This is a genomic window from Paraburkholderia sp. BL21I4N1, from assembly GCF_002973525.1.
Classification (GTDB): Bacteria; Pseudomonadota; Gammaproteobacteria; order Burkholderiales; family Burkholderiaceae; genus Paraburkholderia.
In genome coordinates, this window is sequence record NZ_PVEN01000001.1 from 1,387,645 (window position 1) to 1,402,821 (window position 15,177).

Genomic DNA, 15,177 nt, shown 5'->3' on the forward strand with positions numbered 1-15,177 from the left:
CGCGATCCATGAACAGCAGTGTAGGTCAATCCAGATCGTTATAATCGAAGTGAAATAGGAAACACTGTCACCAAGGAGTGGACAATAAGATGCAACTCGACGACATGCGAATTTTCGTCGCGACGGTGGACGCGCATAACTTCACGGCGGCAGCCCACCGTCTGTCGCTGTCGAAGCAGTTTGTGAGCCGCCGCGTGATGGCGCTGGAGGAAACGCTCGGCGTGCAATTGCTGATCCGCAATACCCGCAAGCTGGCGGTGACCGAGCTCGGCCAGGAGTTTTATGAACGCGCGACGCGGATTCTGGGCGAAGTGGACGACGCCGAGCAGGCCATGTCGCGGCAGCGTGCCGGCCCGCGCGGGCTGCTGCGGGTGAGTGCGCCGATGTCGTTCGGCATGATGCATCTGTCGCCGCTGCTGGCGTTGTTTCTGCGCGAGCACGACGAAGTGCGCTTCGACATGGAATTGAGCGACCGTACCGTCGACGTGGTCGGCGAAGGGTTCGACATGGCGATCCGGATCGGCACGTTGGCGGATTCCACGCTGATCGCGCAAAAACTCGCGGACGTCAGGATGGTGGCGTGTTGCAGTCCGGGCTATCTGCGGCGCCGTGGCGCGCCCACCGTGCCGGCGGATCTGGCGCGGCATTCCTGCCTGCTGTACGGACATGGCGGTACGGTGAGCTGGGAGTTTGCGATAGAGGGCACGCTGAAAAGCGTCGAAGTGCGCGGGCCGCTGCGCGCCAATAACGGCGACCTGATTCGCGACGCGGCGGTGGCCGGGCTCGGCATCGTGCGGCTACCGGACTTCATCGTCGCCGACGCGCTCAAAAGTGGTTTGCTCGTCACGGTGCTCGACGAATTCATGCCCGCCGCGACCCGCGTTTATGCGGTGTATCCGCAGCATCGGCAAAGCTCCCCCACGATCCGAACGTTCGTCGAGTTCCTGAGGGAGCATTTGCGCAAGCGCCTTGCGGCGTGAGCCTAGCCGTTGCGGAAGATGAAGCTATAACCGTTCAGCGCCGGCACGCCGCCCAGGTGCGCGTACAGCACGCGCGAGCCTGCCGGAAACTCGCCGTTGCGGACCATCTCGATCATGCCGTGCATCGATTTACCCTCATACACCGGGTCGGTCAGCACGCCTTCCAGACGCGCGCATAGCCGGATTGCTTCCAGCGTGCCGTCGTTCGGCAGACCGTATTCCGGGCCGCCGAAGCGCTCGTCGAGCACCACATCCGCCGCGGTGATGTCGCGTTCCAGGCCGACCTGTTCCGCGGTCCGCCTGGCGATACGAGTGATCTGTTCGCGCGTCTGTGCAGGTTTTGCGGAGGCGTCGATGCCGATCACGCGTTCGGCGCGGCCGTCGGCGGCAAAGCCCACGATCATGCCGGCCTGCGTGCTGCCGGTCACGGAGCACACCACGACGTAGTCGAACTTGAAGCCCAATTCGGCTTCCTGCTGCCGGACTTCTTCGGCGAACCCGACAAAACCGAGCCCGCCCAGCGGATGGTCCGAGCAGCCGGCCGGAATCGCATACGGTTTGCCGCCCGCGGCGCGCACGCTCTCCAGCGCGTCCTCCCAGCTCTTGCGAAAGCCAATGTCGAAGCCGTCCTCGACCAGACGCACGTCGGCGCCGAGAATGCGCGACATCTGGATGTTGCCGACGCGGTCGTACACGGCGTCCGAGTAGTTCACCCAGTTCTCCTGCACCAGCACGCACTTCATGCCGAGGTGCGCCGCGACCGCCGCCACCTGGCGCGTCTGGTTCGACTGAATCCCACCGATCGACACCAGCGTGTCGCACCCCTGCGCCAGCGCTTCGGGAATCAGATATTCGAGCTTGCGCGTCTTGTTGCCGCCGAACGCGAAACCGCTGTTGCAGTCTTCGCGCTTCGCATACAGATGCACGTTGCCGCCCAGGTGGTCGCTCAGCCGTTTGAGCGGCTGGATCGGCGTCGGCCCGAAAGTGAGCGGATAACGAGGGAATCGTTGCAGGTTCATGGCAGCTCCGTTGTCGGTGGTTTAGAGGCGGCCGGCAGCCCGGCGCGTCGACATACATGGTAGGGAAAACCGTCTGAAATGAGCTTGCGAAATAAATGGCTTGGGCTTACTTTTAAAAATGGGAAGCAAAATTTTCATTAATAAAAATCCGCCAATGAAATCATGAGCGCAACAAAAGTTCGTCGCACGTCACAGGGGGGTGACCCCGCCACCGTCCAGACCGATCCCCTGCCGGCACTCGACCGTATCGATCGCGCGATCCTGCGGCAGTTGCAGACCGACGCGTCGATTTCGAACGTCGCGCTCGCGGCCAGAGTGAAGCTGAGCGCGCCGGCCTGCCTGCGGCGGGTCGAGCGGCTCAGGGAGTCGGGGCTGATCCGTGGGGTGGTCGCGCTGATCGATCCGAAGGCGGCGGGCGCGGGGATGCTGGTGATCATCGGAGTGGTGCTGGACCGGTCCACGCCGGAATCCTTCGCCGAGTTCGAGAAAGCGGCACAGAAGGTGGCCGGCTGCATGGAATGTCACGTCGTGACCGGCGAATTCGACTATTTCATGACGATCCGCACGCGCGACAGCGACAGCTTCAACCGCCTGCACGCGGAACAGTTGCTGTATCTGCCGGGCGTCCGGCAAATCCGCTCGTTCATGGTGCTGAAGGAAATCCTGTCCACCACGAAATTTCCGCTGTAAGCGCCAGCGCTCGACAAAAAAGGCGAGCATGCTGTCATAAAAACCGAACTCGCACGACCAAGCATCGAGACCACCCACGGACGGCGCGACCCGCGCCTGAACGGGTGAACGGCACGGACTTTCCGGGGCGAACATCATGACTTGCAACAGACGGACATTCTTCAGGTTTATCGGCGCGGCGTCGCTGGCCGGCGGCGCGGCGTCGATGTGGAGCGTGACCCGCGCGGCGGACAGCGGCGCGGCGGCGGCCTACGAGGTGTCGCACAGCGATGCCGAATGGCACAAGATGCTGAACGACGCGCAATACCGCATCCTGCGCGAAGCGGGCACCGAGCGCCCGTTCAGCAGCCCGCTGAACGACGAACACCACGCCGGCACGTTCAGTTGCGCGGGCTGCAAGCTGCCGTTGTTTTCATCGAAGACCAAGTTCGATAGCGGCACCGGCTGGCCGAGCTTCTATCAGCCGCTCGACCGCGCGGTCATCACGCATACGGACAAGTCATTCGGCATGACGCGCGACGAGGTGCTGTGCCGGCGCTGCGGCAGCCACCTCGGCCACGTGTTCGACGACGGCCCCAAACCGACCGGTCTGCGCTATTGCATGAACGGTCTGGCGTTGGCCTTTACGCCGGCATCGAACGGCGTGAGCTGAACGGATCAGGACGGACATCATGAACTTCGAGACACGCATCACGACAGGCCGATCCGCGCGCTCGCGGCTGACTGCCATTTCGCTATCAATCGGTTTTGGCGCGCTGGCCTTGTTGCTGGCGCAACGAATGGCGTTTTCGTCGGAGACGGCGGTCGTGATTGCGCCGCCCGCGCTCGACGAACCGATCTCGGCCGCCACCGCGCACGAGGAAACCGCGGTGTTCGCGGGCGGCTGCTTCTGGGGCGTGCAGGGCGTGTTCCAGCACGTGCGCGGTGTGACCCGGGCAGTGTCGGGCTACTCGGGCGGTCAGCGCGACACCGCGCAGTATGAGACGGTCAGCGGCGGCGAGACGGGCCACGCGGAATCGGTGCAGGTCACCTTCGATCCCAGCAAGGTGACGTATGGCCAGTTGCTGCAGGTGTATTTCTCGGTGATTCAGGACCCGACCCAGTTGAACCGGCAGGGGCCCGACAGCGGCACGCAATATCGCTCCGCGGTGTTTCCGCTGAACGACACGCAGCGGCGCGTCGCGCAGAGCTATATCGCGCAACTCGACAAGGCCCATGTGTACCCGGCGCCGATCGTCACCCGCGCCGAGGCGTTCAAGGGCTTTTATCCGGCTGAGTTCTATCACCAGAACTATCTGACCTTGCACCCGAACTCCGCGTATATCGCGCTCAACGATATGCCAAAGGTCGCCAATCTGAAGCGGCTGTTCCCGAATCTCTATCGCGACAAAGCCGTGCTCGTGGAAGCGGCGCAATAACGTCGCGCAGTTCGCGTACTTTTCCTGTCCGTCCGGCGCCGCAATGATGGTGCCGGACGTCTTTTTTTTCGTTCCTCATCGTTGCCCCATCCCACCCGAGGCGGCTCTCCACACGCCAGGCCCGCATTTTGCACAAGCGTTCCCGTCGGCAAATCTTTCGTACGCCTTTGCTCGGACAAAAGCCCGTTTTACAGGGCCGAATACAACCGGGCAGTGCGTTTTGCCGGATAGTGCGTGTCGTTAGCTGAAAAAATTACATGCCGTGCGTAGCAATGCGGCGGTCGCCCACCGGTCCACGCCACCGCGGACCTCGGGCGAGAACATAACCCTCTTCGCGATACGCGAGAATCGGAGGCTTCTGGTGTTGAACAGCCGTAGAAAGCGGATTGGCAAGCTCCGCAATAAACAAACAAGCATCGCGGCAACGTCTCTGGTGGCCGTGACCCTGGGCGGCATCTCCTTCCTGCCGGGTTCGGCGTTGGCGCAAACGCCTTCGCCGCTCAACGAATGGCAATACTCGGTCGGCATTCCGCTGCAGAAGATGTGGCAGCCGAATATCCCCGACTGGCAGGTGCGCCTCGGTTTGGCCTCGTCGTTCCAGCCGCGCTACGAGGGTTCGGACCGTTATCACGTGATGGGCGGCCCGAGCATCGACGTGCGCTACAAGGACCTGTTCTTCCTGTCGAGCGGTGAAGGCTTCGGGGTCAATTTCGCGCAAGGGCCGAACTGGCGCGCCAGTCTTGCCGCCGTCTACGATCTCGGTCGACGCGCTCACGACGATCCTCAGGAACTGAACGGCCTCGGCAATATCAACGCGGCCCCCGGCGTCAAACTGGCCGGCGAATACGTGATCTCGAAAGATTTCCCGCTAGTGCTGCGCGCTGACGTGCGACGCTATTTCGGCGGCTCGAACGGTTGGACCGGCGACTTCGGCGCCTATATGCCCATGCCGGGCAGCACGAAGAAGTTCTTCTGGTTCGCCGGGCCGAATGTGTCGCTGGCGGACTCCACGTATATCAATAGCTGGTTCGGCGTGAATCAGAATCAGGCGGCGAAATCGCAGTACTCGCAATATCACGCGAGCGCGGGCTTCAAGTCGGTGGGCTTCGGCATCAGCGCGGTGTGGCTGTTCGACAAGCACTGGTTCGCGACCGCCGACGGCGCGTTCGAACAACTGGTGGGCAGTGCGGGGAACAGTCCGATCACGCATCGCAAGGCGAACGGCGTGGCGGATATTTCGATTAACTACCGCTTCTGACGCGGCGCCCTGACACGTTTCAACCTGAAGGACGGCGGCATGGCGGGTGCCATTTCCTGAGGCATGCCGCGTCCTTCGCCCACTTCTCGACGCGACGCTCACTCGCGGGAATATCGCTTGCTGCCTTCTCTCTGCGCGTTAGACCGGATTCCCCCCGGCACGCCCGAACGCAAGGAGCACATCCCCATGGCTGGTAAAACGAGTACGCACAAGCCCGCAGCGAAGAACGCGCCGGCAAGCGATCCGAAATCGCAAGACCTCGAACAGTTTCGAGCAAGTCCGCAAGGCGAGGCGCTGAGAACCAATCAGGGCGTCAAGATCGCCGACAACCAGAACACGCTGCGCGCGGGTCCGCGCGGTCCGTCGTTGCTGGAAGACTTCATCATGCGTGAGAAGATCACGCACTTCGACCACGAGCGCATTCCGGAGCGCATCGTGCATGCGCGCGGCTCGGCGGCGCACGGCGTGTTTCAGGTCTACGAGTCGATGCGCGAGTACACCAAGGCCGCATTCCTGCAGGACCCCGGTGTGCAAACACCGGTGTACGTGCGTTTTTCCACGGTGCAGGGTCCGCGCGGATCCGCCGACACCGTGCGCGACGTGCGCGGTTTCGCGGTGAAGTTCTACACCCAGGAAGGTAATTACGATCTGGTCGGCAATAACATGCCGGTGTTTTTCATTCAGGACGCCATCAAGTTTCCCGACTTCGTCCACGCAGTGAAGCCGGAAGCGCCGAATGAAATGCCCACCGGCGGCTCCGCGCACGACACCTTCTGGGACTTCGTGTCGCTCGTGCCCGAATCCGCGCATATGGTCTTGTGGACCATGTCGGACCGCGCGATTCCGCGCAGCCTGCGCACCATGGAAGGCTTCGGCATTCACACGTTCCGTTTCGTCAATGCGCAGGGCAAGGGCCGTTTCGTCAAATTCCACTGGCGGCCGGTGCTGGGTTCGTACTCTTTGCTGTGGGACGAGGCGCAGAAACTCGCGGGCAAGGACCCGGATTTTCATCGGCGGGATTTGTGGGAGGCGATCGAGCGCGGTGCTTTCCCCGAGTTCGAACTCGGCGTGCAGATCGTCGAGGAAGAAGACGAGCATGCATTCGACTTCGATCTGCTCGATCCGACCAAGCTGATTCCGGAAGAACGGGTGCCGGTGAAGATCGTCGGCAAGATGACGCTCAATCGCAATCCGGACAACTTCTTTGCCGAGACCGAGCAGGTGGCGTTTCATCCGGGGCATGTCGTACCTGGCATCGATTTCTCGAACGACCCGCTACTGCAAGGACGTTTGTTCTCGTACACGGATACGCAGATCAGCCGGCTGGGCGGTCCGAACTTTCACGAGATTCCGATCAACCGGCCGGTATGCCCGTTCATCAACAATCAGCGCGACGCGATGCATCGCCAGACGATCAACGTGGGCCAGGCGTCGTACGAACCGAATTCGTTGAGTGACGGCTGGCCGAAGGAAACGGACCCGGCGCCGAGCGATGGTGGCTTCGAAAGTTATCAGGAGCGCGTGGAGGGCACCAAAATTCGCGTGCGCAGTGAGTCGTTCGCCGATCATTTTTCGCAGGCCGCGCTGTTTTACAACAGCATGTCGCCACCCGAGAAGGACCATATCGCCGCCGCCTATCAGTTCGAACTCGGCAAGGTCACCAGGCCGGAGATTCGTGCGCGCGTGGTGAACGAGATCCTCGCGAACTTCGACGCGGGACTCGCGGCGACCGTCGCCGAAGGTCTGGGCTTGCCCGCGCCGAAGAAGGGCACGGCGAAGCTGAGCGGTCCCAAGGATTCTCCGGCCTTGAGTCTGCTGAATCGGGTGAAGCCCGGCATCAAGACGCGCAAGATCGCCTTGCTGGCCGCGCCGGGTTCGGATGGTGCCGCGATCAGGAAGCTGCAGCAGGCGCTGCAGGACGAGGGCGCGACGCCCATGCTGATCGCGCCGACGCTCGCACCGATCGACGGCATGGCGCCCGACGCGACGATTGCCGGCTTGCCGTCGATCATGTTCGACGCCGTGATCGTCACAGGCGGTGAAGCGGGCGCGAAACGCCTCGCGCAATCGGGCGATGCGCGGCATTTCGTGCTCGAGGCGTTCAAGCATCTGAAGGCGATTACGGCGCTCGGCGCGGGGCGTGACGTGCTCGCCGCGGCGCAATTGCCGGCCAACGCCGACGGCGTTGCCACCGGCGACGACAAGCAGATCGCCGACGTGCTGAAGGCGTTCGTCGCGGCGGCGGAACAGCATCGCGTGTGGTCCCGCGCGGCGCTGGCGGAGACGGTGCCCGCGTAGCCGTATTTCGCTTCGTTCGCATGCTTCGCCCGGCCGACCCCGCGTCAGCCGGGCGAACTTGCGTGGATCGGCAACAGCCCCGCCCAGCAAGCCTGAGCCGTCGTATAACGTCTCAAAAATGGGGGCGTTCCTGTATGATGACGCGGGTCGTTTAACGACACACCGCTCTGCGCGAAAAATCCGAAAAATATTCCGAATCGACCCGATTCGCCAAGCCGAAGACAGAAAAAATGACCGCATCTCAGGCCGTCGACCAGAATCGTTTTCGCAGCATCATTCGCCGTAACATTGCACTGCCTTTAGGTGTCGGCCTGGTCACCATGGCGGTGTTCGTCGGGTTGATCGCCTATCTGGTGTCGACCATGAATTGGGCCGAGCATTCCGAACGCGTGATCGGCCAGGCCAACGAAATGCTGCGCCTCGCCGTGGATCGCGAATCGTCCATGCGCGGTTTCCTGATTACGGGCGACGAGAGCTTTCTCGTGCCCTATGAAACCGGTGGCCCGAAGTTCAAGACGCAGATCGAAATGCTGCAGCAAATGGTGTCGGACAATCCGCCGCAGGTCGTCAAGCTCAAGGAGATCCAGGCGATTCAGCAGCGCTGGTCGCGCTACGCCGAAGAGATGATCGACGCGCGCCGCCGCAACCAGAACTACGAAGCCGCGGTGTCGAGTGGTCGCGGAAAGATCGAATTCGACGAAACCCGCCGCGAATTCGGCGACTTTCTCGATGTCGAATTGCGCTTGCGCCAGGAGCGCGGCGATGCCACCCGGCGCGTCACCACCTCGCTCGTCAGCGTGTTCCTGCTGTTCAGTCTGGGCGTCAGCGCGCTGCTTGCATGGATGGGCCGCCGCGAATTGCTGAGCCTGTCGTCGACTTACGACGGCGTATTGCGGCAGCAGTCCGAACAGACCGAAATCTTGCAGGAGCAGGTGTGGCTGCGCTCGGGGCAGCGGTTGCTGGCCGAAAAGGTGGTCGGTCAGACGACCCCGCAACTGGTGGGCCGCGCGGTGCTCGATTTTCTCGCCCAGTATCTGGACTCCGCCGTCGGCGCGCTTTACGTGCGCGACCGCCAGCATGGCACGCTGCGCCGGATCGCCGCCTATGGTTTCAGCCGCGAAAGCGAGCAGGGTAGCGCGCGCAATTTCCAGGACGGCGAAACACTGATCGGCCAGGCGGCCGCCGCGCACCGCACGCTGGTGTTGCGCGACGTGCCGGACAATTACGTGCAGGTCGTGTCGGCCACCGGTAAGAGCGCGCCGAAAAATCTTCTCATCATGCCGATCGTCAACGACGGGCAGGTGAACGGCGTCGTCGAACTGGGCTTTATTCGCGAGTTGACCGTGCGCGATCAGGAGTTCATGGAGTTGATCGGCAACGCGCTCGGCGACTTCGTCGAGGCCGCGTTGTATCGCGAACGGCTGCAGGATGCGCTGGCGGAAACCCAGCAGCTAAACGAAGAGTTGCAGGTCCAGCAGGAAGAATTGCGCGTCTCGAACGAAGGGCTCGAAGAGCGCGGCCGCGCGTTGATGGAATCGCAAGTACGGCTCGAAGCGCAGCAGGCCGAACTCGAACAGACCAACGTGCAACTCGAAGAATATGCGCAACGTCTCGAGCGGCAGAAGTCGGACCTGTTGCGCGCGCAAGACGACCTCGCGGCCAACGCGGAACGCCTCGAACAGTCGAGCCGGTACAAGTCCGAGTTTCTCGCCAACATGTCGCACGAACTGCGCACGCCGCTGAATAGTTCGCTGATTCTCGCCAAGCTGTTGCAGCAGAACCGTACCGGTAATCTGAGCGACGAGCAGGTGCGCTACGCGGAAACAATTCATGCGTCCAATAGCGATCTGCTGGTGCTGATCAACGACATTCTCGATCTGTCGAAGGTGGAAGCCGGTCAGGTCACGGTCGAACTCGAAACCGTGTCGATCGACGCGACGCTGCAGTCGCTGGAAGAAATGTTCAAGCCGCTGGCGGCCGCCAAACATTTGCGACTCAACTTCGAACGTGCGCCGGGCACGCCCGATACCTTCGTCACCGACGGTCAGCGGGTCACGCAGATTCTGCGCAATCTGCTGTCGAACGCGGTGAAGTTCACCGAGCGGGGCGAGGTGGCGCTGTCGATCGCGCCGTCGCACGACAACATGCTGCGCATCGACGTGCGCGATTCCGGCATCGGCATTGCGGCGGACAAGCTGGAGATGATTTTCGAAGCGTTCCAGCAGGCCGATGGGTCCACCAGCCGTCAATACGGCGGCAGCGGTCTTGGCTTGTCGATCTCGCGCGAGTTTTCGCGTTTGCTGGGCGGCCGGATCACCGTGGCGAGCGACGTCGGCAAGGGCAGTGTGTTCACGCTGTGGCTGCCGGTGGATGGCGAAGCGGCGCTCGCGGAGGGGCATGACACGCCGACGACGTCGGCATCGGCATTCGCGCCTGCGCAGGCTGTCGCACCGGCGGCCGCCGCGACAGCCGCAACGGCCCGGACCGCCGCAACGGAAGCCGAGCCGCTACTCGTGCGCAATCCGTCGAGCCTCACCCAGACTACCGTCATCACGCCCGCCAACGGCCTCAGCACGGGCGACGCGTCTGAAACGACCGGCGGCGAGATCGCCGACGACCGCGACAACCGCACGCGTGCCGGCCGCCTGATCGTCGCGGTCGAAGACGATCTCGCGTTCGCCGAAATCCTGCGCGATCTGACGCACGAACTCGACTTCGATTTCGTCCACGCCAGCAGTGCGGCGAGCGGCCTTGCGCTGGTACGGGACATGCGTCCGGCGGCGGTGTTGCTCGACGTCGGTCTGCCGGACCGCTCCGGCCTGACCGTGCTGGAATGGTTGAAGAACGATCCGCTCACGCGTCACATTCCAATTCACATCGTCTCGGCCACGGACCACGCCGACAAGGCGCTGCATCTCGGTGCGATCGGCTATACGCTCAAACCGACCGCGCGCAGCACGATGGAGGCCGCCATTCGCCGTCTGGAGGCGCGCCTCCAGCAGCGCCTCAAACGCGTGCTGGTGATCGAGGACGACGGCCCCATGCGCGAAAGCATCCGCGCGTTGCTGCAAAGCGAAAACACCGAGATCGTCGCGGTCGCCACGCTCGCCGAAGCGTTGGACTATCTGACGAAGTTCAGCTTCGACTGCGTGGTGACCGATCTCGCGCTGCCCGACGGCACCGGCTACGATCTGCTCGAACGGCTCGCCGCGAACACCGCGCATGCCGCGCTGCCGGTGATCGTCTACACGGGCCGCATGCTGTCCGACGAGGAAGAGCACCGCCTGCGCCGCTATTCGAAATCCATCATCATCAAGGGCGCGAAGTCGCCCGAGCGTCTGCTCGACGAAGTGACGCTATTCCTGCATAGCGTGGAGTCGTCGCTGGCGCCGGAGCAGCAGCGCATGCTACGCACCGTGCGGCAGCGCGACAACGCGTTCGAAGGCCGCACGATCCTGCTGGCCGAAGACGACGTGCGCAATATTTTCGCGCTCTCGCACGTGCTGGAGCCGCTCGGTGCGAAACTGCAGATCGCACGCAACGGACGCGAGGCGCTCGAAGCGCTGGAGAACGGCCCCGAAGTGCATCTGATCCTGATGGACATCATGATGCCGGAGATGGACGGACTGACCGCAATGGGCGAGATTCGCCGTAATGCGCGTTTCGCCCATCTGCCGATCATCGCGCTGACGGCCAAGGCCATGGCGAACGACCGCACCCGCTGTCTCGAAGCCGGCGCGGACGACTACGTGTCCAAGCCGATCGACGTGGACAAGCTGGTCGCGCTGTGCCGCGTCTGGCTGCGTCAACGGTAGTCGCGGGAATCCGATAAACCAGTCTGAACGGATGAGCCTGAACGAATGAGTGGGTCTGAATTCGACGCGCCGCAACGCATCAGCGATTTCGACATCGAGTTGAAATTGCTGCTGGAGGCGATTTACCTCAAATATCAGCACGATTTTCGCCACTACGCGATGTCGTCGCTGCGCCGCCGGCTATCGCAGGCGCTGGAGGAATTCGGCCTGAAGACGCTGTCGCAGTTGCAGGATCGCATCATGCGTCACGGTGACGAATTTTCGCGGTTGTTCCAGTACCTGACGGTGCAGGTCAGCGACATGTTTCGCGATCCCGCGTATTTTCTGGCGCTGCGCGAGCATGTGCTGCCGCGTTTGCGCACGTATCCGTCGATCAAGGTGTGGGTGGCGGGCTGCAGCACCGGCGAGGAACTCTGGTCGCTGAAAATCCTGTTCGACGAAGAGGGGTTGACCGAGCGGACGCTGTTCTACGCAACCGACATCAATCCGGACGCGCTCGCGCGCGCCGAGTCCGGCATCTACGCACTCGACCGGATTCAGGGCTTCACGCAAAACTATCTGGCGGCGGGCGGCAAGCGTTCGTTGTCCGATTACTATCACGCAGCTTATGGCGGCGCGCGCTTTGCCGGCTCGCTGAAGGATCGCGTGGTGTTCGCGGACCACAGCCTCTCGACCGACGAAGTCTTTCTCGAAGCACACCTCGTGTCGTGCCGCAACGTGCTGATCTATTTCGATCGCGGCCTGCAGGATCGCGCACTGGGGCTGTTCGAAAACGCGTTGGTGCGGCGCGGTTTTCTCGGCCTGGGCAGCAAGGAAAGTTTGCGGTTTTCCCGTCATTACGAAGCGTTCGACGAGTTTCGTTCGAGCGAACGCATTTATCAGAAGCGCTAGGCCGTCATGTCAGGCTCAACCGTTCAGCCCGCTACCGCTGCCGCCCACCCAGGCGCGGCCGGGTCGCGCGCGTACGAGCTCGTGGTGATCGGCGGCTCGGCGGGCGGGATCGAAGTGCTGAACGTGCTGCTCGGCGCCTTGCCCGCGGACTTTGCGGCGGCGGTGATGATCGTCACGCATTTGCCGCCCGATTCGCCGAGCTATCTGGTGCCCGCGTTCGCGCACCGCTGCGCGTTGCCGGTGCTCGAACCCGATGCCGGCGAACGGATTTTGCCGGGCCGCGTGCACGTCGCGCCGCCCGGTTATCACATGCTGGTGGAAGTCGATCGCACCGTGGCGCTCTCCACCGATGCCGCCGTACGCTTTTCGCGGCCTTCGATCGACGTGTTGTTCGAGTCGGCGGCGGCGGTATGCGGCGAACGTCTGCTGGCGATTCTGCTGTCCGGCGCCAACGACGACGGCACACAAGGTTTGAAGCGCGTGCGCGCGTTCGGTGGAACCACCTGGGTGCAGGCGCCGGACACCGCCAGTTCGCCCGAAATGCCGCGCGCCGCGATAGAAACCGGCGTGGCCGATTACATTTACACTCCCGAAACCATGGCGCTGCGGCTTGCCGCATTGCCGGCCTCTCTCTGACCCGATGCCATGACGAACTCACCTGTCAACATTCTGATCGTCGACGACATCGTCCACAACATCACCGCGCTCGAAGCGTTGCTGGCGCGGCCGGACGTGCATGTGCTGGTGGCGGACTCGGGCACCGCCGCGCTCGATCTGCTGCTCAAGCACGAAGTCGCGCTGGCGATTCTCGACGTCAACATGCCCGGCATGAACGGCTTCGAACTCGCGGCGCTGATGCGCGGCAGTCCGCGCACGTCGCATGTGCCGATCATCTTTCTGACGGCAACCGCGCAGGACGCTTCGCGCACGTTTCGCGGCTACGAGGCCGGCGCGGTCGACTTCCTGTACAAGCCGTTCGATCCGCGCATCCTGCAGTCCAAGGTTGACGTGTTCGTGCAGCTCGAACAGCAGAAACGTCAGCTCGCGGCGCAGCTCGTCACGACACGGCAAATGCTCGAAGCCAACGAAATGCTGATGGCGGTACTGAGCCACGATTTGCGTACGCCGCTCGGCGCGGTGCTGGCGTCGGCGGAATATCTGATGCGCACCGCGGCCGACGAACAATCGGTCACCGTCGCCGCGCGCGTGAAGAACAGTTCGCTGCGCATGGCGCGGATGGTCGATCAACTGCTCAATCTGGCGCGTCTGCAAGGCGGGCGGCTACCGTTGCAGCCGCGTTCGATCGAACTGGCCACACTGTGCCGCTCGGTGATCGACGAGTTTGCTTCGCGCGAGAACGGCAAGCGCATCGTGTTTGCGAGCAGCGGCAATACCGGCGGCGCGTGGGATACGGATCTGGTGTGGCAAGCCGTGTCGAACCTGGTCAGCAATGCGCTGCATCATGGCGCGGCGGGCGGCGATATCGGCGTCGAGGTGGATGGCGAGGCGGTGGATTCCGTGCGTCTGAAAGTGTCCAATCGCGGCACGATTCCGATGGAAGTCTTTCCCCATCTGTTCAAGGCGTTCGGGCCGAATACCAGCGGCGCGCGTTCGCGCGAAGGTCTGGGGCTCGGCCTGCATATCGTGCAGGAGATTGCGCGGATGCACGGCGGCAACGTCAGCGTGAATTCGGATGAAGCGATGGGCACGGTGTTCACGATCGAACTGCCGCGTATGGTGACCTTGCAGCGTGGGTCGTTTACACGCAAGTGATGCACGAGTCATGCGCGCTCCCCGAGACCGTCCTGCCCAGCCGCTTGCCTCGTCGCCCGCGCCGGCCGGTGCCGATGCGCTGCAGGACCCAGCCTTGCTGCGCCGCCTGCTACGCGCCAAGGACCGCATGGACGCTGCCTCGCACGAGGCCTGGCCCGTCAAGCGACTGGCTGAGGTCAGCGGCGTTTCCGAAGCCCATTTCGCGCGTTCCTTCAAACGGGCCTTCGGCGTTCCGCCGCATCGGTATCTGTTGACGCGGCGCATCGAGCAGGCCACCACGTTGTTGCGCGACACCGATCTCAGCATCACGACGATCGCCTTCGCGACCGGCTGGGAAAGCCTGGGCACGTTCGGCCGCATCTTTCGCGACGTTACCGGTAAAAGTCCCGGCGCCATGCGTGTCGACGCGCGAGCCGATATGCCGCAACTCGAGCGTGTGCCGGCCTGCGTGCTGAAAGCCGCGCAACGCCCGGATCTCAACATCGCAGTTTTGGAGAAGCGCCGCCGCGTCGCCGACGATACAGTCCCCTCATCAACCAGGGAGGCGTTATGAGTCAAGGTGTCAATGTGGTGGGTTTGTACGTCGATAATCAGGACGAGGCGCTGACGTTCTACGTCGATAAGCTCGGCTTCAAGGTGCATACGGACGTGCGCAACGGTGCGTATCGCTGGCTCACGGTGCAGCATCCGGATCAGCCTTCGTTCCAGCTCGGTCTGTTCGTTCCCGGTCCGCCCGTTCACGACGAGGCGACCGCACAAACGCTGCGGGCGATGGTCGCGAAAGGGGCGATGCCGGCGCTGGTGCTCTCCGTGGATGACTGTCGCGCCACTTACGCAAGGCTGAAAGAGCGCGGCGTGGAGTTCACCCAGGAGCCGGTGGAGCGGTACGGTAGTGTGGATGCGGGGTTTCGCGATCCGGCCGGAAACGGCTGGAAGATGATTCAGGCGCCGGCAGGTTCGAAGTAATCCACCGTGAGTGGCCGGCGTGGAGTGGGGTGATGCCGGCCGGCATCACTTGCACCAGGTCTGCGCCCA

Annotated in this window: 13 protein-coding genes; 12 read left to right on the top strand and 1 reads right to left on the bottom strand. The window is 63.0% G+C overall.

Features of this window, described 5'->3' with window-relative positions; translation table 11 throughout:
• Window positions 1–89 precede the first annotated feature (89 nt).
• On the top strand, window positions 90–980 hold the full coding sequence (locus B0G83_RS06080; protein WP_105506614.1) for a LysR family transcriptional regulator: 891 nt from the start codon (window positions 90–92) through the stop codon (window positions 978–980).
• Between the two features lie 2 nt (window positions 981–982).
• Here the strand turns inward: B0G83_RS06080 and B0G83_RS06085 are convergent, their stop codons facing one another.
• Complete coding sequence (locus B0G83_RS06085) at window positions 983–1,999, bottom strand: 1-aminocyclopropane-1-carboxylate deaminase (RefSeq protein ID WP_105506460.1); 1,017 nt, start codon at window positions 1,997–1,999, stop codon at window positions 983–985.
• Between the two features lie 162 nt (window positions 2,000–2,161).
• Between B0G83_RS06085 and B0G83_RS06090 the strand changes: the two genes are divergently transcribed.
• The 11 genes from B0G83_RS06090 (at window position 2,162) to B0G83_RS06140 (ending at window position 15,108) form a co-directional block, all read left to right on the top strand.
• Window positions 2,162–2,689, top strand: coding sequence for an Lrp/AsnC family transcriptional regulator (locus tag B0G83_RS06090; RefSeq protein WP_105506461.1), 528 nt, complete (start codon window positions 2,162–2,164; stop codon window positions 2,687–2,689).
• 136 nt (window positions 2,690–2,825) lie between these two features.
• On the top strand, window positions 2,826–3,341 hold the full coding sequence (gene msrB, locus B0G83_RS06095) for a peptide-methionine (R)-S-oxide reductase MsrB (protein ID WP_105506462.1): 516 nt from the start codon (window positions 2,826–2,828) through the stop codon (window positions 3,339–3,341).
• A gap of 19 nt (window positions 3,342–3,360) precedes the next feature.
• Complete coding sequence (gene msrA / locus B0G83_RS06100) at window positions 3,361–4,107, top strand: peptide-methionine (S)-S-oxide reductase MsrA (protein WP_105506463.1); 747 nt, start codon at window positions 3,361–3,363, stop codon at window positions 4,105–4,107.
• Window positions 4,108–4,468: 361 nt separating this feature from the next.
• Window positions 4,469–5,365, top strand: coding sequence for a MipA/OmpV family protein (locus B0G83_RS06105; RefSeq protein ID WP_105506464.1), 897 nt, complete (start codon window positions 4,469–4,471; stop codon window positions 5,363–5,365).
• A gap of 186 nt (window positions 5,366–5,551) precedes the next feature.
• Window positions 5,552–7,663 carry a catalase HPII gene (katE, locus tag B0G83_RS06110; protein WP_105506465.1) on the top strand — a complete coding sequence of 704 codons (2,112 nt, stop codon included), beginning with the start codon at window positions 5,552–5,554 and terminating at the stop codon, window positions 7,661–7,663.
• A 230-nt stretch (window positions 7,664–7,893) separates the two neighbouring features.
• Window positions 7,894–11,478, top strand: a complete 3,585-nt coding sequence (locus B0G83_RS06115; RefSeq protein ID WP_105506466.1) for a response regulator — start codon at window positions 7,894–7,896, stop codon at window positions 11,476–11,478.
• 45 nt (window positions 11,479–11,523) lie between these two features.
• A complete protein-coding gene (locus B0G83_RS06120) occupies window positions 11,524–12,369 on the top strand; it encodes a protein-glutamate O-methyltransferase CheR (protein WP_035557708.1) in 846 nt (281 codons plus the stop codon).
• Window positions 12,370–12,375: 6 nt separating this feature from the next.
• Entirely contained in the window at window positions 12,376–13,005 is a 630-nt protein-coding gene (locus B0G83_RS06125) for a chemotaxis protein CheB (RefSeq protein WP_105506467.1), read from the top strand.
• Window positions 13,006–13,014: 9 nt separating this feature from the next.
• Window positions 13,015–14,142: a hybrid sensor histidine kinase/response regulator gene (locus B0G83_RS06130; protein WP_105506468.1), complete on the top strand. Its 1,128-nt coding sequence runs from the start codon at window positions 13,015–13,017 to the stop codon at window positions 14,140–14,142.
• A 10-nt stretch (window positions 14,143–14,152) separates the two neighbouring features.
• Window positions 14,153–14,695, top strand: a complete 543-nt coding sequence (locus tag B0G83_RS06135) for a helix-turn-helix domain-containing protein (protein ID WP_105506469.1) — start codon at window positions 14,153–14,155, stop codon at window positions 14,693–14,695.
• Complete coding sequence (locus tag B0G83_RS06140) at window positions 14,692–15,108, top strand: VOC family protein (RefSeq protein ID WP_105506470.1); 417 nt, start codon at window positions 14,692–14,694, stop codon at window positions 15,106–15,108. Before B0G83_RS06135 ends, B0G83_RS06140 begins: the two co-directional genes overlap by 4 nt.
• The last annotated feature ends 69 nt before the right edge of the window (window positions 15,109–15,177 follow it).